Here is an 18,904-nt window from a genome sequence, read left to right on the forward strand (position 1 = left end):
CAAGGCGATCAAGGAGAATTTGGAGAGATCCAGGGGGTTCGCACGAGGATATGAGGCGTTGAGCCATCCGCCTCGGACGTACGCCCCAAGGGTGACGCGGGCGGCCCGGATCCGGGCGATGTCCGCCGCCGCCCCCTCGGACCGGCGTGGGTGGCAGGTACCGCGCAGCCCCCTCCGCCGCGCGGTACCGTCCCGCGCGGCTTTGCCGGCGCGAATTGCCTTGCTCCGAACCTAGAGGGCCCCGAGAGCGGAATGAGCCAATCGGCATAACGATGTGGAAACTCTGTGAGCGTTTCCCGGATTTTCGCGGCACGCCCCTCTCCTACTGAGCGGCGACCGCTGCCTCTTTGCTCAATTCTGGGTGTTTACGGGAGATAATCTCCCGCATGTGCCGATCACCCCATTCGCCCAACGGAAGGAGCGCGGTGTTCAGCGCCTTCCCCAGGTCGGTGAGCGAGTACTCGACGCGGGGCGGCACCTCCCCGTACACCTCGCGGTGCACCACGCCGTCCGCCTCCAGTTCGCGCACCTGCTGGCTCAGCACCTTCTCGCTGACCCCCGTCACGTGCCGGCGCAGTTCCCCGAAGCGCAGGGTTCCGGCATCGTGCAGCGCCCAGAGGATCATCGGCTTCCACTTGCCGCCCACGACGTCCACGGCCGCGTCCAGGCCACAGCTGTACGGTCCCTTGCCCTTCGACATGGTCAACTCCTCCCGAGAGCGGGCAGCGGACAGGATCCGACCTCATTCGGGTCCAGCATCGCCACCATGACACCGAGGATCACATGGGACAGGGCGAGCGCGCGCCGCTACGGGCGCCAACTGCTGCGTACACCCGCGCAGTTCGACACCACCGGACCGTCCGGCGCGGCGGGTAGGTCCGTCGCGTCGGTGGTGTCCACGCTGCTCGCCGTGCACGCGCAGGTCCTGTCGGCGGCCGAGCTGTCCGTGGCGCTGCGGCTCGACGGTTCGACACGGCAGGACGTGCGCTCGGCGCTGTGGGACGACCGCAGCGTGGTGAAGACGTACGGCCCACGGGGCACGATCCACCTGCTCGCCGCCGCCGAACTCCCCTTCTGGAGCGCCGCGCTGACCGCCGTGCCGGGCGGTACGGCCGCGCCCGCGGCGGTGCGTATGACGTCCGGGCAGGAGGAGCAGGTCCTCGCGGCGATCGGCGACGCCCTCGACGGGCGGCGGCTCACCATCGACGAACTGTCCGAGGAGGTCGTGGCCCGCACCGGTCCCTGGGCCGGCGACCTGGTGATGGAGGCGTTCCAGGGCAAGTGGCCGCGCTGGCGTCAGGTGATGCACCGCGCGGGCCAGTCCGGCGCGCTGTGCTTCGCGCCCGACCGGGGCCGCAAGGCCACCTACACCCGCCCGCCGCGCTTCGACCCGCTCCCCGCGGACGAGGCCCTCGCCGCACTCGTACGCCACTACCTGCACGCGTACGGTCCCGCGACGCCGCAGCACTTCGCCACCTGGACCGCGGCGCCACGGGGCTGGGCCACCGCGCTCTTCGCCACGCTGGCCTCGGTCGGCTCGATCGAAGAGATCGACTTCGAGGGGACGCCCGCCTGGGTGGTGGCGGGCGACACCGGCTTTCCCACCGAGGCCGTACGGGGCGTGCGGCTCCTGCCCTACTTCGACGCGTACGCCGTCGCCGCCCAGCCCCGCGCGCGGATGTTCCCCGGCGCCGCCTACCGGCGCGCGCTGGCGGGCGGGCAGGCCGGGAACTTCCCGGTGCTGCTCGTCGACGGGGTGGTCGCGGGGGTCTGGCACCAGCGGCGGCAGGGGAAGCGGACGACGGTGACGGTGGAGCCGCTGGGGCGGCTGACCGGGGCGCAGGAGAGGGAGCTGGGCGAAGAGGCCGAGCGGGTGGGCGAGATCCTGGGGGCGAAACCGGAACTGGTGGTGGGCAAGGTGACGGTGGGCGCGCACGCCTGAACCCGAGGGACCGGCGACCGGCTCGGCTCGGCTCCGGGGTCTACTCGCGCCAGGCGTTCTCCCGCAGCAGACGCAGCCCGTTGAGGCCGACCAGGATCGTCGAGCCCTCGTGCCCCGCGACACCGAGGGGCAGCGGGAGGTGGCCGGCCAGGTCCCAGACGACCAGGACGGCGATGAACGTGCCCGCGAGGCACAGGTTCTGGACGACGAGGCGCCGGGCGCGGCGGGAGAGGGCGACCGCCTTCGGCACGGCCGTGAGGTCGTCGTGGACGAGTACGGCGTCCGCGGTCTCCAGCGCGAGGTCCGAGCCGCCGCGGCCCATCGCGACACCGGTGTGGGCGGCGGCCAGGGCGGGGGCGTCGTTCACCCCGTCGCCCACGAAGAGCACCTGGCCGCCCAGATCGCGTACGGCTTCGGCCTTCTCGTGGGGGAGCAGGCCCGCGCGCACGCCGTCGCGGGGGATGCCGGTCCGCTCGGCGACTGCCAGGGCGGCCCGGTGGTTGTCGCCGGTGAGGAGGGCGGGCGGGGCGGTGGTGAGGCGCTTCAGGGCGGTGACCGCGGCGGGGGCGCCGGGGCGGATCCGGTCGGCGAAGAGCAGCAGGCCCGCGTGTACGCCGTCGACGCGGACGGCGACCGTGGTGCCCTCGGTGTCGGGGACCGCCGCCGTCCGCTCGCCGAGGCGCTCGGGGGAGCCGGCCTCCACCTCGCGTCCGGCCACGGTCGCGGTCACCCCGCACCCCGGCGCGGACCGGAAGCCGTACGCCTCCATGTGCGGGTCCGCGTGCGGGTGGTCCTGGGCGGCGGCCACGATCGCACGGGCCAGCGGGTGCTCGCTGCGGTACTCGGCGGCGGCCGCGAGGGACAGCACCTCCGCCTCGGAGAAGCCCGGTCCGGTCACGACCCCGGTGAGACGGGGCGTGCCTCCGGTCAGCGTGCCGGTCTTGTCGAAGGCGATCCGGTCGGTCTGCCCGAGGCGTTCCATCACGACGGCGGACTTGATGAGCACGCCGTGGCGGCCGGCGTTGGCGATGGCCGACAGGAGCGGCGGCATCGTCGCCAGGACCACCGCGCACGGCGAGGCGACGATCATGAAGGTCATGGCCCGCAGGAGCGCCCCGGTGAGCTCGGCGCCGAAGGCGAGCGGAACGGCGAAGACCAGGACGGTCGCGGCCACCATGCCGAGCGCGTAGCGGTGTTCGATCCGCTCGACGAAGAGCTGCGTCGGGGCCTTCGTGCGGGACGCCTCCTCGACGAGCGCGACGACCCGCGCGATGACCGTGTCGGAGGGATCGCGCTCGACCCGGACGCGCAGGGCGCCGGTGCCGTTCAGGGTGCCGGCGAAGACCTCGTCGCCCGCCGCCTTGGGAACGGGGAGGGGTTCGCCGGTGATGGTCGCCTGGTCGATGTCGCTCGCGCCGTCGAGGACGCGGCCGTCCGCTCCGACGCGCTCGCCCGGGCGCACCAGGATCACGTCCCCGACGGCGAGGCGGCCGGCCTCGACCGTCTCCTCCGCACCGCTCACGGGGTGCAGCCGGGTGGCCGTCGGGGGCGCCAGACCGAGGAGGCCGCGGACACTGTCCTCGGTGCGGGCGGTGGCCAGGGCCTCCACGGCGCCCGAGGTGGCGAAGATGACGATGAGCAGCGCGCCGTCCATGACCTGGCCGATCGAGGCCGCGCCGAGCGCCGCGACGATCATCAGCAGGTCGACGTCGAGGGTTCTCCCGCGCAGCGCCCTGAGCCCTTCGAGCGCGGGCTCCCAGCCGCCGGCCAGGTAGGCGACCGCGTACAGCGGCCCCCACGACCAGGCGGGGCCGCCGAGCAGGTGGAGCGGCAGCGCGAGCAGGAAGGCCACCGTGGAGGCGGCGGCCCAGCGGGCTTCCGGGAGGGCGAGGAGGCGGGTGCGGGCGGGTGGCACGCGGACCGGGGCGGGGGCGGCAGCGGGATCGGGCAGGGCGGTGGGGGCGGATGCCTGGGCGGACATGCGCGCCACCATACAGGTACACATGAACAGGTCTTCATTCGTACCGTGGACCTTCATTCCTGCCGAGGGACGATTCGCCGGTCCGGCGCGTCGCTACGATGGCGGCATGGGTCATGGAGTCGACGCGAGGAGCAGCACGCGCGAGCGTCTGGACGCCGTCGGCGCCGCGGACGTCGCCGCGACGCTCCAGGCCCTGGCCACCCCTTCCCGGCTGCGCATCCTGGCGCGCCTGCGGGAGGGCCCGTGCGCGGTGGGCGAACTCGCCGAGGCGGCGGACCTGGAACAGTCGGCGTGCTCGCACCAACTGCGGCTGCTGCGGAACCTGGGGCTCGTCACGGGTGAACGGCGCGGGCGGTCGATCGTGTACGCGCTGTACGACCACCATGTGGCGGAGCTGCTGGAGCAGGCGCTGCACCATGTGGAGCACCTGCGACTGGGACTGCGGGACGGGGCGTGACCGGCTGGGTCTGAGGGGCGGGGGGCCAGGCCGGGGACGCGAGACGCCACCGGCCTGAAGACGGCGGCGGCCAGGTGGGGGACGCGGGGCGTTACCGGCCCGCAGGCGGCGGGCAGACCGCGGGACGCGAGGCGCGTTACCGGCCGAAGGACGGCGGCGGGACGCGAGGCGTTTACCGGCCCGAGGAGGGCGGCGGGCAGGCCGCGGGACGCGAGGTGTGTTCTCTGTGCGCGGCGGGGGTCAGGTTGCGGGCTTGCGGGCCTCGATGAGGTGGCGGGAGCTGTGGGCCACGAACGGGCCCTCGGCCCTGATCCGCTCGTGCAGGCGCAGCAGTCGGGGCCGGTACGCGTCGACGGTGAAGCCGGGCACCATCCACACCACCTTCCGAAGGAAGTGCACGACGGCACCGATGTCGTGGAACTCCATCCGCAGCCGCTCCGCCCGCACCTCGACGACCTCCAGGCCGGCCGCCTCGGCGCCGGCGCGCTCACCGTCCGGGTGGCGGTTGCCGCGCTGAGCCTCGGGTCCAGGGCCGAGGAAGTACTCGACGACCTCGAAAGCGCTGGCGGGGCCCACGTGCTGGGCGAAGTACGTACCGCCGGGTCTGAGGACGCAGGCGATCTCCGTCCAGTGCGGCGTCACCGGGTGCCGGCTCACGACCAGGTCGAAGGCCCCGTCGCCGAACGGCAGCGGCGCGTCCTCCGGCGAGGCGACGACGACCGCGCCCCGCGGATGGAGCAGGGCGGTGGCCCTGGCGACGTTCGGGGGCCAGCCCTCGGTGGCGACGGTGAGCCTCGGCAACCGCGGGGCGGACGCGAGGACTTCGCCGCCGCCGGTCTGGATGTCGAGCGCGGCCGCGGCCCCGGCCAGCCGCTCCCCCATGGCCCGCGCGTACCCCCAGGAAGGGCGCTCCTCGGTGGCCCGCCCCTCGAACCACGAGAAGTCCCACCCGTCGGTGGGGGCGGCCTCGGCCTCGTCGACGAGTTCCTGGAAGGAGCGGGCGGCTGGGCCGGTGGGGTCGGTTGGGTTCATCGGGCGATGCTTGCAGGCGGGGTTCGCGGATCGCGACCGAATTCCCGCCCGGCCGCCCCGGGCACCCCGGGCACCCCGGGCACCCCGGGTGAGCCGATCACGCCGGTCGCTCTTGGTCGGGGACCTCGTCGAGCACGAGGAGGGTGTGCGCGTCGTCGCCGTGCTGGAGCGTGCCGACCCGGCGGAATCCGTGCCGTTCCAGGAGGCGCACCGAGGCGGTGTTCTCGGCGAAGGGGTCGGCGTGGAGAGGGCGGATCCGCTCCTCGCGGAGGAAGAGGGCGAGTGCTTTGGTACCGATGCCGCCGCCCCAGTAGGGACGGCCGAGCCAGTAGCCGATGAAACGCCGGTTCTCCCCCGTGGCCGCCGTCTGTTCCCACCAGGCGACGATGCTGCCCGCCGGGGCGTCGTCCACGTCGACCGTCCGTACGAGGACGGTGGGGTCCCCGAGGATGCGGGTGGTCCAGTGCGTCATGAAGCGGTCGCGGGGCCGGGGGGTGAACCTGGACCGCCGGGTCGCCTCGGGGTCCTGTTCGTACGCGAAGAAGACGGGCAGGTCGCTGTCCCGTACGTTCCGCAGCCGCACGCGTGCTTCCGGCTGTGGCCGGCCGATGGGCTGTCCGTGCGCGTCGTCGCTCATGCCGAGGCAGTCTGGCACCGGCCACTGACAGTGGCCGTGGGACTGGGCGGTGCGTGGGCGGGGCGTGGGCGACGACGGCTCGGGGTGCGGGTTCAACGGGTGCAGGTTCAGGGGACGAGGGGGCGTACCTCTTCGGCGGTGAAGCGGATGAAGCCCTCGGGGTCCGGTTCGTCGGCGGTGGGCTGGAGGATGACCGTGTCGGCGCCGGCGTCCGTGAGACGCTGCACCGCCTTGGCGACGGCGTCCGCGTCCCCGGCGACACCGAGGTCCGGGACGCCCGCCACGCCTTCGGCGCGCTGCTCGGCCTGGAGGCGGGCGGCGGCGTCGGGGCCGGTGGCGGTGAGGAGGTAGACGGCGACGGTGTGCGGTTCGCCGGTACGGGAGGCCGAGGCGCGTCCCTCGTCGACGAGCCGGCGGGCTTCCCGCACCCCCGCGGGTGACGTGTTGGCGGTGAGGATGGTGCCGTCCGCGGCTTCTCCGCTGAGCTTGAGGGAGCGGGGTCCGGTGGCTCCGGCGAGGATCGGCACCGGCGCCGCCGGGGGCCAGTCGAGGGCGACGCCGTCGAGCTTCACGTACCGGCCGTCGGTGGTGACGCGGTCACCGGCGAGGAGCGCGCGCAGGGCTGCGAGGTATTCGCGCAGGAGGGTCATGGGTGACTCGGCCCGTGCGCCGACCTGGCCCATCCAGTCCTGGACGCCGTGACCGACGCCGAGGACGGGCCGGCCCGGGAAGAGGCGGTGCAGGGTGGCGGCCTCCATGGCGGTGACGGCCACGTTGCGGAGCGGCACGGGGAGGAGGCCGACGCCTACGCGGAGCCGGTCGGTCCACGCGAGGGCGGCCGCGGCTGCCGAGATGCCGCCTTCGAGGAAGCAGTCCTCCCAGAGCCAGAGCTCTTCGAGGCCCGCGTCGTCCGCGGCGCGGGCCAGGGCTCGCAGTCGCTCTGGGGGCAGTTGGGGCCGGAAGACAGCGCCGAGTGTGGTCATGGCGCTTTCCTACCCGGAGGGCGGGCGGGGCTCAACCTGTTTGTGGGGCGAATGTGATCAGGCCGGGGTCGTGGCCGGTCCGGCTCAGGCTCCGGCAGCGGGGTCGGCGGCGAAGATCCCCGGCCCGCGTCCCCCGGAGCCTTTTTCACGCCTCCTTCGGGAACGTGACCTCCACTCGGCGGTTCTTGCGGCGGCCCTGTTCCGAGGTGTTGTCGGCGATGGGGTAGTCCTCGCTGTAGCCGCGTACGACGAAGGTGACGTCCATGTCGCCGAGCCGCGCGGCGAGCTGCTCGTGGACGGCTTCCGCCCGCCCCTTGGAGAGAGTGATCCCGTGGGCGTACGAGCCGAGGTTGTCCGTGAAGCCGAAGACGCGGACGCTCGTGGCCTTCTGGGTCTTGATCTCGTCCGCGATCGCCGCGATGCGGGACCGTGCCTCCGGGTTCAGCTTCGAGCTGTTCTTCGGGAAGAGGACCTCCGCCTGGAGCGCGAACGTCACGTCCTCGTTGGTGTCCTCGCGGCGCTCCTCACCGCCGAGGTCCTCGACGACCGACTTGATGTCGAGCACCCGCGCGGCCGCGAGGGTCGCGCCGTCGGCGAGCTGCAGCCCGGGGCTGTTCGCGTCGACCTCGGGGGGCGGGGACGTGGTGACACTGCCCGGCGGGGCGCTCGGGTCCTCGTCGTCCGCATGGGCCGCGGTCAGGGGGGTCATGAAGACGAGCGTGGTGAGCGCCGTGAGGGTGATCGAGGTGGCGCGGGGGGTGAGGGGCATGGTCACTCGCCCTCGGAGATCTCAACGGCGGCGGGGGGCATCGAGCCGACCTGGAAGGAGACCTTGGTGGTGTCTTCCGGCGGGGCGGGGAACTGGGCGAACCACTCCGTGGTCTCACCCGACTGGAGGCCACCGGTGAACCTGGTGCAGAGGCAGCGCCCCTCCGTGTCCCGCAGCACGAGGTACTTCTTCTTGCCTGCCTGGTCGACCAGGCTGGCCCCGGCGATGGACCCGCCGTTCCCGGCCAGTTCCCGCTCGTCACCACGCCAGTCCGCGGCCACCCACGACTTTCCGCTGCCGTTCGTCACCGTCCCCTTGACGGTGACGAAGCCACCCTCGTCCCGGCCTGCCGAGGTGACGGCCAACGTCAGGCCGCCCGCCTTCACCTCGGCCAGGATCTCCTTGGCGGGGGGCGCCTCGGACTGTCGTCCGTCGTCGTTCCCGTCGCTCTGCGCCGGCGAGGAGGACGTGTTCTTGTCCGAGCCCTTGTCGTCGTCTCCACCGCCGCCGCAGCCGGCCACCGTCAGGACCAGCCCAGTCGTGATCGCCACGGCGGTCAGTACCGTGCGGCCCTTCGTGGTGCGCCGAATGTTCATCGCTACGGCTTCCTTTCACTCAGCCAGATGCACAGAGAACAGCACGGACGCGTCGGGAAGGTCGTCCAAATCGAAATCTTCAGGGTCGATATCCACAAGTTCGCCGTCACAATCCAGTTCGACGACGCTTTCCGGGTCCTCGGGCACGTCGAAGTCGCAGCGCGGTTCGATGACCGCCGCGGCATCGGCGTTCGCCTGCATGCTCTCCGTGCCCGGGATGATCGAGTCTCCGACGGTGTAGTTGGTCTGGATCTCCACCTGGTACCCGGGGAAGCCGCCCGCCTCGTACTCGCTGATTCCCGTCACGGTGGCGTCGTTCTCGGCAGCCAACTCTTCGGCCGCGGCTGCCGCTCCGGCGCCGTCGAACCCATCGCCGTCGAGCCAGTCCAGCCAGTCGTCCTCCACACCGATGGCACCCTCCAGGCCCTCCATCAGCTCGTCCCGGGCACTCTGCGCGGCGGCCAACGCAGCGGCGTCCGCCGCGGACTGTGCTCCGTTCCGGGCGGACGCCGCCTGGGCGAACGCGAAGAGTGCGAACGCGGCGAAGAGCAGGATCCCCGTCAGCCAGATGTAGAGGGGGAGAGAGGACCCTCGATCGCCACGCAGTCGTGCGGGGTTCAGCCGCCGATGACCTGGTTGACCGCGTCGAGGATGGCGCCGGAGATGAGGCCGTCGAGACCGAGACCGTCGATCAGTGTGAAGATCCCCGCGATCAGGATCATCAGCCCCGCGTACTCCACGAAGCCCGCGCCCGCGTCCCTGTCCTGCCCGTGCATCCGGGAGGCCACGGTCCGGACCCAGCCCCGAACCGCTTGCTGCGTCTCCTCGGACGTCCCCGGCTCCAAGTCTCTGGTCACAGTGATCCCTTCCCTCCCACCCAAAACCACTACCGTCCCGCGCACCGTACGTGAGAACCCGCCTACTGCGGGTGGGTCCAGGGGCCCAACTTCCCGTGGTCGGAGTCACCGGTTCCACCCCCCGCGGGCCGTGCCCAGCCAGTGGGCTATCGCTTCGCTGCGCGAAGAGCTGTGCAGCTTTGCGAAGATGCGGTTGATGTGGTTCTTGACCGTCTTCTCGCTGATGAAGCACGTGGCGGCGATCTGCTGATTGCTCATGCCGGCCGCGATGAGATCCATGACCTCCACCTCTCGTGAACTCAGCCCGTACTGGGGACGGTTGTGGCCGCGGCGGTGGAGCCCTGCCGCGTTGGCCGCCGGAGCCTGCGACGACTGTGCCATAACCGATTGCAGATGCGAAGAGTGTTGGTTCGGTTCGTACGAAACTCCGAGCGAATCCGACACATCGACGGCGGATGAAGTGAAAGTGGCCATTCCGTCGCGCAAGTCCCGCACCGCGGTGATCAGTTCGTCCGCGGTGAACTCGCCGTGGACGAGATAACCGGACGCGCCCAGGCGCAACGCCTCCGCCACCACCTCGCGTTCACGGCTGTACGTCAGCATCATCACGGGAGCGAGCCGGGCCAGCGGGGGCAGCGCGGTCAGGCCGTCCGTGCCCGGCATGCGTACGTCGAGCAGGATCACCTCGGGGCGCTGACGCGTCGCGGACGTGATCGCCTCCGCGCCGTTGGACGCCTGCGCCACGACCTCGATGTCGGGGTGGGCGTTCAGCAGGGCCGCGAGGCCGGCCCGGACGACCGGGTTGTCGTCGGCCACGAGCACTCGCAGGGGCGGGCCGGAAAGTGCCTGGTCAGGCATGTGCGGCCTCCTCTTGGGGAGTGAGTGAGGGGCATGCGGACAGGTCGGGGGCGACAGGGAGGTCCACGGTGACCTCCGTACCGCCGTGTTCGGCCCCGCGGAAGCGGAGGCACGCGCCCACGGACGCCGCGCGCTCCAGCATGCCCAGCAGGCCGAAGTGGCCGGATCTCGCCAGGGCTCGGACGTCGTCGAGGGACACGGCCGTGCCCGCGCCGTCGTCCCGCACGGTCAGGCGCAGGGCGGGCCGCGGGGCGGACGGGGCGTGCGAGGTGTCGAGGGTGATCTCCACGCGGGTCGCCTCCGCGTGGCGGTGGGCGTTCTCCAGAGCCTCCGAGACGATCGACAGGAGGTGCCGGGACACCTCGGGCGGGACCGTGGGCGGTGGGGCGCCCTCGTGGGTGAACACCGCCGTCAGGCCCGTGCGGGACTCGAAGTCGGCCACCCTGGACGCCAGTTCCGTCAGCATGTCCATGGACGGGGCCGACAGGGCGGTGTGCGCCCGCAGGTCCGTCAGCAGTTCCCGGGACTCCGCCGCCGCCCGGCGTGCCGCACCCGCCACCGCGGTGGCCTGGGCCTTGAGGGAGTGCGGGTCCGTGTCGTGGTCCGCGGCGACCGACAGTGCCTCCGCCGACAGCGCGAGGCCGTGCAGGGTCTTCGCCACGGAGTCGTGCATCTCCCTGGCCAGGCGGGCCCGCTCGGACTCCACGGCCTCCGCCACGGCCAGGCGGGAGTTCGCCTCCGCGAGGGCCTGGCTCGCCGTCCCGAAGTGGAACATCAGGTTGCGCAGGGTCACGCCGATGATGCCCGCGGCGACGCAGAAGCCCGCGATGAGGAGGGTGCTCGCGCCGGTGCCGGGGCGCTGTTCCCACGCTCTGAAGACCGTCAGCAGGACCACCATTTGCAGGCCCGTGAAGATCCCCGAGCCGCGCCAGCCGTACAGCAGGCCCGCCAGGAGGGGGGTGCAGACCGCCGCGTAGGCGAGGGGGGAGGCGGGGGACGCCGTCAGCAGGAGTACCGCGCCGAAGACCAGGTCCACCGCCATGAGCGTGGGGTGTGCGAGGAGCCGGGGCGCGAACCTGTCCCAGTCCCTGAGCATGGCGTACGAGCCCATCACGGCCAGGACCGCGGCGGTGACGACCGCGTGACGGGGAAGGCCGTCGGCCGCGTTGGCCGTGGCGAAGGGGGCCCCGAGGGCGATGAGGGTCAGGCGTACGGCGAATGCCTGGCGGCACAGGGCCTGGAGGGCGTTGAGCTGGAGGCGGACGCTGCCGGGCGCTGCCGCGTCGTCTGCGAAGTATCCCGTGGGGCGGGCTGCCGTGCGCCTGATGGCGGGGAGGGCCGGGTTTAACCTGCGGGTTCGTGGGGGCTCGGCGCGCAGTTCCCCGCGCCCCCTACGGGGCGCCGGTCCGTGCACGTGCGGAACGCCGGCCGCCGACAGCATGTCGCGGAACCTGCGGGTCCGTCGGGGCCGGTCGCGCAGTTCCCCGCGCCCCTTTCGGGACGCGGCTCCGCCGCGCCCCCCGAGACCCCGGCCGGTTGCCATCTCAGCGGCCCAGGACCGAGCCGAAGTTCGTGCCCGAGCCGAGGAACATTCCCGTGGCGATGAGGATCATCGTGGCGGGGAGCATGAAGACCAGGGTGACCATCGTCGCCTTGGGGATGGTCTTCGCCGCTCGGCGGCGGGAGTTCTGGGCGTCGGTGCGGCGCATGTCCGTGGCGAGCTGGATGAGGGTGTCCGCGATCGGGGAGCCCAGTTCCTCGCCCTGCTGCAGTGCCGAGACGAACTGGGCGACCTGCTCGGACGAGTTGCGCCTGCGCAGTTCGTCGAAGGCTTGGCGGCGGCTGACGCCCATGTCCATCTGGCGCAGGGTGATGCGCAGTTCGTCCGCCCACGGGCCGGCGTAGTGGTCGGCGACCCGCTCCAGGGCCTGGCGGAAACCGAGGCCCGCCGACACCACGACCGCAAGGACGTCCAGGAAGTCGGGGAGGGTGCGGTCGATGACCTCCTTGCGTTCGCGGATCGCCTGCCAGATCAGGGCGTCGGCGGCCAGCAGGCCGAAGGCCAGGGCCATCAGGGCGAAGAGCAGTCTGCCGTTGCTCAGGAAGATCAGGAACAGCAGGGTGCCGAAGACGCCGTACACCGCCCGGCGGGCCGCGTAGCGGTTCAGGGTCAGGCCGCCGGGGTTGCCCGCCATGTCGATGCGCCGGCGCTTGGCGTCCACGCGGCGCGGGCCCATCAGGCGCAGCACGAGCGGGGCGAAGCGCATCCCCAGGCGGTCGACGGCCGAGTCCGCCTTCGAGACACGGGTCCCGCCGACCTCCAGCGCCAGGGCCAGGTCGCCGGGGAGTTTGGCCTCCGCGCGGTACATGCGGAGCCCGAGAAGGAAGCCGCCGACGGCGAGCCCCATCAGCGCGGCGAGCAGCAGAGCCAGCACCGGGATCCCCTCCTCCCACGCACACGCACACGCACATTCGTAGGCGTACTCATGTGCGTGCTCATACTTCGATCTTGCCCAGGCGACGGATGACGAAGAAACCGATCGTGTAGAGCCCCATGGAGATCAGCACCAGGGTCTGGCCCAGCGGGGAGCCGGTCACCTTGGCCAGGGCCCCCTCGTTCGACGAGTTGATGAGGAGCAGCGAGCCCAGGCCCAGGAGAGGGACCGTGAAGGCCGTCGCGTTGACCTCGGAGAGCATCGTGCGGACCTCGCGGCGGGTCTCCTTGCGGTCCTCCAGGGTCTGGGTGAGGTTCCGCAGGGAGTTCACGACCGTGCCGCCCGCCTTGTTGGACAGCACCAGGGTCGTGACCAGGACGACGAGTTCGCGGGACGGGAGGCGTTCGGCCAGTTCACCGAGGGCGTCGTCCACCGAGCGGCCCAGGGTCAGCTGGTCCGCGACCCGGGCCAGTTCCTCGCCCGCCGGGGCCTCCAGCTCCTCCGCCGCCATCGCCAGCGCGGTGCGCAGGGCGAGGCCGGCCGCTGCCGCGTTGGCCAGCAGCCGGGCCACGTCCGGGAGCTGGTTGATGAACGCCTCGATGCGCTTCTGCCGCTGCCAGTTGAGGAAGATCGCCGCGCTCCACGCCCCGATCAGCCCCGCGATGGGGCCGAAGAAGGGGGCCAGGGCGGCGGCCGCGATCAGCCAGAGCGCGACCACCACGGCGGCCACGTACGTGAAGAACTCCCCCGCCGTCAGGTCGAGTCCCGTCGCCGAGAGGCGCAGCTGGATCGTGCGGCCCAGCCGGGTGCGGCGCAGCCGGCGGTCGACGGCCGCAAAGCGGCGGGCCCGGCCCGCGGCGGTGCGCAGGGGGCCACCGCCGGAGAGGCGGTCGACGAGGGCCTGGCGCTGGGCGCGGCCGGACGCGTACGTGTGCACACCCGCGACGGCGAGCGTGCCGCACAGGATGGTGGCGCCGAGGGCGAGCGGGACCCCGTTGTTCACCTCGCGCTCCTCTCTCCCGTGACCGGCGAATCTCCAGGAGCTCCCGTGATGCCAGGGGCTTCCGTGATGCCGGTGGCTCCCGTGATCCCGGTGGCTTCGACGGGTGTCATCCGATCGCCTGCCGGGTGTTGAGGACGTCGATCGCTTCCGCGACCCCGAAGGCGGGCGGCAGCGGCTCGTTGGCGACGTACAGCTTCTCCGCGACCGAGCGGGGCAGCGGAAGGTGTTCGAAGTGGCCGTGGACGACCCGGTCGGGGCCGGTGGGGCGCGGGACGAAGCGCGTGACGGGCACGATCCGGAACTGCTCGCGGCCGTGCGAGACCAGCAGCGCGATCTCGGTGACCTTGCGGGAGCCGTCGGCGTGCCGGGTGAGCTGGACCACGACGTCGACCGCGGAGTTGATCTGGTCCTTGAGGGCCTCGAAGGGGATCTGCACCTCGGACATCGAGCCCAGCGTCTGGAGGCGCATCAGGGCGTCCTCGGCGGAGTTCGAGTGGACGGTGGCGAGGGAGCCGTCGTGGCCCGTCGACATGGCCTGGAGCATGTCGAGGGTCTCGCCGCCGCGGACCTCGCCGACGATGATGCGGTCGGGGCGCATGCGCAGGGAGTTGCGGACCAGGTCGCGGATGGTGATCTGGCCCTTGCCCTCCACGTTCGGGGGGCGGGACTCCAGGCGGATCACGTGCTCCTGCTGGAGCTGGAGTTCCGCGGAGTCCTCGATGGTGATGATGCGCTCGTGGGACGGGACCAGTCCGGAGAGGGCGTTGAGGAGCGTGGTCTTCCCCGAGCCCGTACCGCCGCTGACGATGACGTTGAAGCGGGCGCGGACGAACGCCGCGAGCAGCATCAGCATCTGCTCGTCGAGGGAGCCGAGGCCGATCAGTTCCGGCAGGGTGTACGCGCGGGGGAAGCGGCGGATCGTGAGGGTGGGCCCGGTGAGGGCGAGCGGCGGGATGATGACGTTGACGCGTTCGCCGGTGGGGAGGCGGGCGTCGACCATCGGGTTCGACTCGTCCACGCGGCGGTTGACGGTGGAGACGATGCGCTCGATGGTCTGCATCAGCTGCTCGTTGGAGGCGAAGCGGAGCGGGAGCTGCTCCACGCGTCCCGCGCGCTCCACGAAGATGGAGTCCGGGCCGTTGACCATGATCTCGGTGATCGACGCGTCGGCGAGGAGGGGTTCGAGGACACCGAGGCCCAGGGCCTCGTCGACGACCCTGCGGATCAGCTGGGAGCGTTCGGCGGACGAGAGGACCGGGCCCTCGCGGCTGATGATGTGCCCGAGGACGCGCTCCAGGCGTATGCGGCGCTCGGCCGCCGCGAGGCTCGACATCTCCGCGAGGTCGATCTCCTCCAGCAGCTTGGCGCGGTAGACGGCGACGAGGTGTCCGTCCTCGCGGCCGGCTCCGCCCTCCTCGGGTGCGGCGATACGGGCTCGCAGGCTCATGGGGTCGCCTCCTCTCGGTCTCTCGGTCGTTCCGCTGTCGGTCGTTCACGTACTTCGGTCGTTCGCGTGCTTCGGTCGTCCGGTCAGTCGTCGGTGGGCATCGTGGCGTGGCGTTCCACGGTCACGCTCGGCAGGAGGGGGATGACGGCCGGGACCTGGAGCGTGACCGTCGCGGTGGTGAGGTCGTCGCCCTCGGCGGCCGACACGTTCGGGCTGAGCCAGCCGCTCACCGCCGCCGTCCCCGCCGCTCCCCCGTCGTCGCCCTGCGAGGCGGCCCGCGCCGCCGCCCGCGCCCCCGACCCGGCCTGGTTGATGCCGTAGCCGATGAGGCCGAGCTGGATGGCCGCCATGCCGATGACCAGCAGGACGGGCAGGAAGCCGGCGAACTCCAGCATGGAGACGCCCCGGTCGTTCCCGTGGTCCCGTAACCGCCTCCGGAGGCGCTGCGAGAGGCGGTGCGTCCGTCGTCCCATCAGTCGTCCCCCTCCAGTGCGGCTCCCGCCGTGCCCTCGACCGTCCAGCCCGCGTCGAAGCCCGGGAAGAACAGGGGCACCTGAGCGGTGACCGTGGCCTTCATGACCTGACCCTCGACGGTGCAGCCGATCGACGCGCCGTCCCAGGCACCCGGCAGGTGCTCCCCGCCCGCGTCCTGGCAGGCGCCGCCGTACGCACCCGGGGTCACCGCGTTCGCGGCGGTCGCGGCCCGCGCCGCCTCGTCCGCCGCGTTCCCCGCCAGGGAGTACGTGTAGCCGTACAGCACGCACTGCCACAGGATCGTCATCACGACCAGCAGGATCGGGAACATCCCGGCGAACTCAAGGGTGACCGCTCCCCGGTCGCCGCCCTTGCGGCGCAGGGAGAGGGCCCCTTTGTCGGAGGCGGCCTTGCGGCGGCGGCCGCCGCCCCCGGCGGGCTGTTCGGCCACCAGGCCCAGTTCGCCGGCCAGGGCCCACAGGGCCTGCTTGACCGTCGAGCGGGCGTCCAGGTCCTGCATGCGGCCCGCGTCCACGACGGACTGGAGTTCCTTGAAGGCGGCGGGGACCGTGGTGCGGGCGACCTTGGTGCCGGTGACGCGTTCGACCAGGGACGGCTGTATCTCCGTACCGCGGGAGAAGCGGTTGACGACCGTGCGGGTCTCCTCCGCCTTGCGGATCTGGAGGCGGTCCCACATGCGGACCATGCGCTTGGCGGCGCGGACGGCGACGACGTCGGGCGTGACCAGGAGCAGGGCCTGGTCGGCGAGTTCGACGGCGGCGGCGTTCGCGGCGTTCAGCTGGGCGCCGCAGTCGACCACCACGACGTCGTAGCGGGAGCGCAGGGCGCCCAGGACCTGCCGGGCCACCCGGTCGGTGATCTCCTCGCCGCGCTCGCCCTCGGCGGGGGCGAGGAGCAGGCCGAGCCCGGTGTCGTGGGTGTAGACGGCGTCCTGGAGGACGCGCGGGTTGATGTCGCTGATCGCGGCGAGGTCGGCGATGGAGCGGCGGAACTGCACGTCCAGGTAGGAGGCCACGTCGCCGGACTGGAGGTCCAGGTCGAGCAGGGCGACCGAGCGGCCCGACGCCTGGGCGGCCAGCGCGAGCTGGACGGCCGTCACCGTGGCGCCGACGCCGCCCTTCGCGCCGGTCACCGTGACGACCGTGCCGCCGGGCCCGGCGTACAGCTCGGGGGTGCCGTTGCCCAGGTGGCGCCGCATTCCGGTGGACCAGGCGGCGGCCGCCTGGACGCGTTCGGCGAGGGACTCGTAGCTCAGAGGGAGGCCGACGATGCCGCGGGCGCCGGAGTCCATGGCGGCGGTCAGGACGCCCGTGCTGGTGTCGGCGGTGACGAGGACGACGCCGACGGCGGGGAAACGCAGCACCAGGTCGCGGATGACGTCGAGCGCGGGAACGGGGCCGACGCGTTCGTGGACGAGGACGACCTCGGGCAGTTCGTCGAGGGACTCCGCGGCCAGCCGGGCCAGGGTGTCGAGCAGGGCCGTGGTGTCGGCGACCGGCGGGGCGGGTTCGGCGTCGGCGAGCTGGCTCAGGAGCGTGCTGAGGGAGCGGGCGGAGTCGATGTCGCCGACGGCGGGCAGGATGCGGATGGTCATCGGCGGGTCCTCGCGTGGGACGGCCTCGTGGGGGCTGAGCGCATCACGGCCTCCTACTTGTCCTCGTCGAGGGTGTACGAGCGGTCGCCCGGCGCGACGGTGGCGTCGGCGCCCTCCGCGACGAGGGCGAGGCGGACGTGCTCGGCGAACGACTCGGCGTACGCGACGCGCTGGGCGTCGGCGGTGTCGAGGGCGAACGTGATCGGGACGGCGTCGTTCACGGTGCGTCGGCGGTCGTTGCCGGACTGGCCGGGGTCGAGCGCGGTCAGCTTGCCGACGTCGATGACGCGGGCGTTCTGCACGATGACCTTCGACTGGTCCTTGCCGTTGTCGCTCTCGTCCTTGAACGTGGCGTAGATGTTGACCCGGGAGCCCGGGTTGATCTTGCCGGCCACTCCGGTCGCCGCGTCGATCAGGATCGCGATCTCCTGCTGACCGGCCCGCAGGGCGGGCCGGTCGACGATCATGTCCGTCTGGAGCAGCGAGCCCTTCTTCAGCTGCGTGACGGCGATCTTGCCGCGGACCTGGGAGAGGCTGGTGACCGCGGTGGAGGAGAGCCACCGCTCGGGCATCGAGACCTTCTCGAACTGGTCGGCCGACAGCGCCTTGTAGGGCGCGATGTCGTTCTTCAGGCGGTACGCCGCGACCTCGGGGCCGACCTTCGAGTTCACGTCGCGGATCACCGACAGCACTCCGGCGAAGGCGCCCACGGCGCACAGGACCGAGAGGGCCAGCAGGATGACGCCGCGGCGCTGGCGCGAGTTCACAACATCTCACCTCGTGGGGGCGGAACAGAGTTCAGGGGGTGTTCACCGGTATTCACCTGTACGTGCCTGACGGCCGTGCCTGCCGTGCCTGACGTGCGTCACGCGTGTGGCTCACGTGGCCCCGCGGGGCAGGGCGCGTACCGAGGATGCTGCCCGCGCGGCGGCCTTCGGAAGCCCGTGCGACGGCGCCGGGAGCGGTGACAGGGGGGCCGCGCAGAAACCGCAGCGGTCACCGATGAGTTCGAGGCCGCACCAGTGGCACTCCTCGCGCCGTACGGACGAGACCAGTTGGTACAGCACGGACACGTCGTGCAGGCCCGCGGCGAACTCGGCGATCTTGCCCGTGCCCCACCAGCGGGCCGACTCGGCGGGCAGCGGCACGGTCGCGACTCCCTGGACGCGCCAGGCGGGCGCGAGCGTCCCGGTGAGCCACTCGGCCGGCAGCTGCCCGGGCGCGACGAGCATCCGCGTCCCGAACTCCGGGCCCGTCAGGTCGCCCTGTCCGACGCGCACCAGCTGGGGACGCGGGGTGGCCAGTACGGCGAACTGGGCGCCCGGCACCCACGACTTGGCGTGCGACCTGAGGGACACCGGAACCCGGTCGAGCTTGGCCACCGAGGTCAGCAGGGCGCCCGCGTAGATGTAGTGGGCGAGCAGCCGCGCGGAGGAGGCCAGCACGCCGGGGCTGAAGTCGCAGACGGAGAGCTGGCGCAACTGCTGGGCGAGCAGTGCGAGGCCGAGCGGTGGCAGGTCGAGCCCGAGCACCGCGATGCGGTCGCTCTCCAGGACGGAGCGCACGGCGTGCAGGCGGCGCCTGACGTCACCCGGCGCGGAGGACGGGTAGAGCGCGATCACGTACCCGTGCTGCTCGATGAGCGCGTGCATCCCGGTGAGGGAGCTCTCCAGGTCTTCGAGGGGCTGGACGGCGGCGGGCGGTGTCTGCCGGTCATGCGGCGGGAGCACCAGATCGGAACTGGTGACGGCTATCGCGGTCGGCACGCTGCACACCACCCCGTTCACTGGGCCGGGGTGGTCAACCGCCGTCCCAGAT

At 72.3% G+C, this 18,904-nt stretch carries 20 protein-coding genes; 2 read left to right on the forward strand and 18 right to left on the reverse strand.

The window, feature by feature from the left end; genetic code table 11:
* Positions 1-322: 322 nt before the first annotated feature.
* On the reverse strand, positions 323-700 hold the full coding sequence (locus tag ACFYXC_RS10130; protein ID WP_389549106.1) for a winged helix-turn-helix transcriptional regulator: 378 nt from the start codon (positions 698-700) through the stop codon (positions 323-325).
* A 66-nt stretch (positions 701-766) separates the two neighbouring features.
* Here ACFYXC_RS10130 and ACFYXC_RS10135 point away from each other — a divergent pair, with 66 nt between their 5' ends.
* A complete protein-coding gene (locus tag ACFYXC_RS10135) occupies positions 767-1,942 on the forward strand; it encodes a winged helix DNA-binding domain-containing protein (RefSeq protein ID WP_389549109.1) in 1,176 nt (391 codons plus the stop codon).
* A 40-nt stretch (positions 1,943-1,982) separates the two neighbouring features.
* On the opposite strand, the gene ACFYXC_RS10140 is transcribed toward ACFYXC_RS10135, so the two are convergent.
* Positions 1,983-3,923, reverse strand: coding sequence for a heavy metal translocating P-type ATPase (locus ACFYXC_RS10140; protein ID WP_389549112.1), 1,941 nt, complete (start codon positions 3,921-3,923; stop codon positions 1,983-1,985).
* A 106-nt stretch (positions 3,924-4,029) separates the two neighbouring features.
* On the opposite strand from ACFYXC_RS10140, the gene ACFYXC_RS10145 reads away from it, so the two are divergent.
* A complete protein-coding gene (locus ACFYXC_RS10145; RefSeq protein ID WP_388914807.1) occupies positions 4,030-4,380 on the forward strand; it encodes an ArsR/SmtB family transcription factor in 351 nt (116 codons plus the stop codon).
* Between the two features lie 240 nt (positions 4,381-4,620).
* Here ACFYXC_RS10145 and ACFYXC_RS10150 read toward each other — a convergent pair whose 3' ends face one another.
* The 16 genes from ACFYXC_RS10150 to ACFYXC_RS10225 form a co-directional block, all read right to left on the reverse strand.
* Positions 4,621-5,412, reverse strand: a complete 792-nt coding sequence (locus ACFYXC_RS10150; protein WP_389549115.1) for a class I SAM-dependent methyltransferase — start codon at positions 5,410-5,412, stop codon at positions 4,621-4,623.
* Positions 5,413-5,509: 97 nt separating this feature from the next.
* On the reverse strand, positions 5,510-6,049 hold the full coding sequence (locus ACFYXC_RS10155; protein ID WP_389549118.1) for a GNAT family N-acetyltransferase: 540 nt from the start codon (positions 6,047-6,049) through the stop codon (positions 5,510-5,512).
* 107 nt (positions 6,050-6,156) lie between these two features.
* A complete protein-coding gene (locus ACFYXC_RS10160; protein WP_388914797.1) occupies positions 6,157-7,032 on the reverse strand; it encodes an LLM class flavin-dependent oxidoreductase in 876 nt (291 codons plus the stop codon).
* Positions 7,033-7,177: 145 nt separating this feature from the next.
* Positions 7,178-7,801, reverse strand: a complete 624-nt coding sequence (locus ACFYXC_RS10165; RefSeq protein ID WP_388914794.1) for an OmpA family protein — start codon at positions 7,799-7,801, stop codon at positions 7,178-7,180.
* 2 nt (positions 7,802-7,803) lie between these two features.
* Complete coding sequence (locus ACFYXC_RS10170; RefSeq protein WP_389549122.1) at positions 7,804-8,397, reverse strand: hypothetical protein; 594 nt, start codon at positions 8,395-8,397, stop codon at positions 7,804-7,806.
* Positions 8,398-8,412: 15 nt separating this feature from the next.
* Positions 8,413-9,018: a pilus assembly protein TadG-related protein gene (locus ACFYXC_RS10175; protein WP_389549992.1), complete on the reverse strand. Its 606-nt coding sequence runs from the start codon at positions 9,016-9,018 to the stop codon at positions 8,413-8,415.
* Positions 9,015-9,254: a hypothetical protein gene (locus ACFYXC_RS10180; RefSeq protein ID WP_388914926.1), complete on the reverse strand. Its 240-nt coding sequence runs from the start codon at positions 9,252-9,254 to the stop codon at positions 9,015-9,017. Before ACFYXC_RS10180 ends, ACFYXC_RS10175 begins: the two co-directional genes overlap by 4 nt.
* A gap of 105 nt (positions 9,255-9,359) precedes the next feature.
* On the reverse strand, positions 9,360-10,112 hold the full coding sequence (locus tag ACFYXC_RS10185) for a response regulator (protein ID WP_389549125.1): 753 nt from the start codon (positions 10,110-10,112) through the stop codon (positions 9,360-9,362).
* Complete coding sequence (locus ACFYXC_RS10190) at positions 10,105-11,553, reverse strand: sensor histidine kinase (protein WP_389549128.1); 1,449 nt, start codon at positions 11,551-11,553, stop codon at positions 10,105-10,107. Before ACFYXC_RS10190 ends, ACFYXC_RS10185 begins: the two co-directional genes overlap by 8 nt.
* Before the next feature lie 103 nt (positions 11,554-11,656).
* A complete protein-coding gene (locus ACFYXC_RS10195; RefSeq protein ID WP_388914782.1) occupies positions 11,657-12,547 on the reverse strand; it encodes a DUF5936 domain-containing protein in 891 nt (296 codons plus the stop codon).
* 61 nt (positions 12,548-12,608) lie between these two features.
* On the reverse strand, positions 12,609-13,550 hold the full coding sequence (locus tag ACFYXC_RS10200) for a type II secretion system F family protein (RefSeq protein ID WP_389549131.1): 942 nt from the start codon (positions 13,548-13,550) through the stop codon (positions 12,609-12,611).
* A 106-nt stretch (positions 13,551-13,656) separates the two neighbouring features.
* On the reverse strand, positions 13,657-14,997 hold the full coding sequence (locus ACFYXC_RS10205; RefSeq protein WP_388914776.1) for a CpaF family protein: 1,341 nt from the start codon (positions 14,995-14,997) through the stop codon (positions 13,657-13,659).
* A gap of 83 nt (positions 14,998-15,080) precedes the next feature.
* A complete protein-coding gene (locus tag ACFYXC_RS10210; RefSeq protein WP_388914773.1) occupies positions 15,081-15,470 on the reverse strand; it encodes a TadE/TadG family type IV pilus assembly protein in 390 nt (129 codons plus the stop codon).
* Positions 15,470-17,086, reverse strand: a complete 1,617-nt coding sequence (locus ACFYXC_RS10215) for a CpaE family protein (RefSeq protein WP_389549135.1) — start codon at positions 17,084-17,086, stop codon at positions 15,470-15,472. Before ACFYXC_RS10215 ends, ACFYXC_RS10210 begins: the two co-directional genes overlap by 1 nt.
* Positions 17,087-17,139: 53 nt before the next feature.
* Positions 17,140-17,853 (reverse strand): Flp pilus assembly protein CpaB, encoded by a 714-nt coding sequence (gene cpaB, locus ACFYXC_RS10220; RefSeq protein WP_388914767.1) that lies wholly within the window; start codon positions 17,851-17,853, stop codon positions 17,140-17,142.
* 111 nt (positions 17,854-17,964) lie between these two features.
* Positions 17,965-18,852 carry a hypothetical protein gene (locus ACFYXC_RS10225; protein ID WP_389549138.1) on the reverse strand — a complete coding sequence of 296 codons (888 nt, stop codon included), beginning with the start codon at positions 18,850-18,852 and terminating at the stop codon, positions 17,965-17,967.
* Between the last annotated feature and the right edge of the window lie 52 nt (positions 18,853-18,904).

The organism is Streptomyces sp. NPDC002701 (assembly GCF_042889045.1).
Lineage (GTDB): Bacteria > Actinomycetota > Actinomycetes > Streptomycetales > Streptomycetaceae > Streptomyces.

Coding starts and splice junctions, on each gene's coding strand:
- ACFYXC_RS10130 (WP_389549106.1), bottom strand. CDS start 700: ATGTCGAAGGGCAAGGGACCGTACAGCTGTGGCCTGGACGCGGCCGTG.
- ACFYXC_RS10135 (WP_389549109.1), top strand. CDS start 767: ATGACACCGAGGATCACATGGGACAGGGCGAGCGCGCGCCGCTACGGG.
- ACFYXC_RS10140 (WP_389549112.1), bottom strand. CDS start 3,923: ATGTCCGCCCAGGCATCCGCCCCCACCGCCCTGCCCGATCCCGCTGCC.
- ACFYXC_RS10145 (WP_388914807.1), top strand. CDS start 4,030: ATGGGTCATGGAGTCGACGCGAGGAGCAGCACGCGCGAGCGTCTGGAC.
- ACFYXC_RS10150 (WP_389549115.1), bottom strand. CDS start 5,412: ATGAACCCAACCGACCCCACCGGCCCAGCCGCCCGCTCCTTCCAGGAA.
- ACFYXC_RS10155 (WP_389549118.1), bottom strand. CDS start 6,049: ATGAGCGACGACGCGCACGGACAGCCCATCGGCCGGCCACAGCCGGAA.
- ACFYXC_RS10160 (WP_388914797.1), bottom strand. CDS start 7,032: ATGACCACACTCGGCGCTGTCTTCCGGCCCCAACTGCCCCCAGAGCGA.
- ACFYXC_RS10165 (WP_388914794.1), bottom strand. CDS start 7,801: ATGCCCCTCACCCCCCGCGCCACCTCGATCACCCTCACGGCGCTCACC.
- ACFYXC_RS10170 (WP_389549122.1), bottom strand. CDS start 8,397: ATGAACATTCGGCGCACCACGAAGGGCCGCACGGTACTGACCGCCGTG.
- ACFYXC_RS10185 (WP_389549125.1), bottom strand. CDS start 10,112: ATGCCTGACCAGGCACTTTCCGGCCCGCCCCTGCGAGTGCTCGTGGCC.
- ACFYXC_RS10190 (WP_389549128.1), bottom strand. CDS start 11,553: ATGCTGTCGGCGGCCGGCGTTCCGCACGTGCACGGACCGGCGCCCCGT.
- ACFYXC_RS10205 (WP_388914776.1), bottom strand. CDS start 14,997: ATGAGCCTGCGAGCCCGTATCGCCGCACCCGAGGAGGGCGGAGCCGGC.
- ACFYXC_RS10210 (WP_388914773.1), bottom strand. CDS start 15,470: ATGGGACGACGGACGCACCGCCTCTCGCAGCGCCTCCGGAGGCGGTTA.
- ACFYXC_RS10215 (WP_389549135.1), bottom strand. CDS start 17,086: ATGACCATCCGCATCCTGCCCGCCGTCGGCGACATCGACTCCGCCCGC.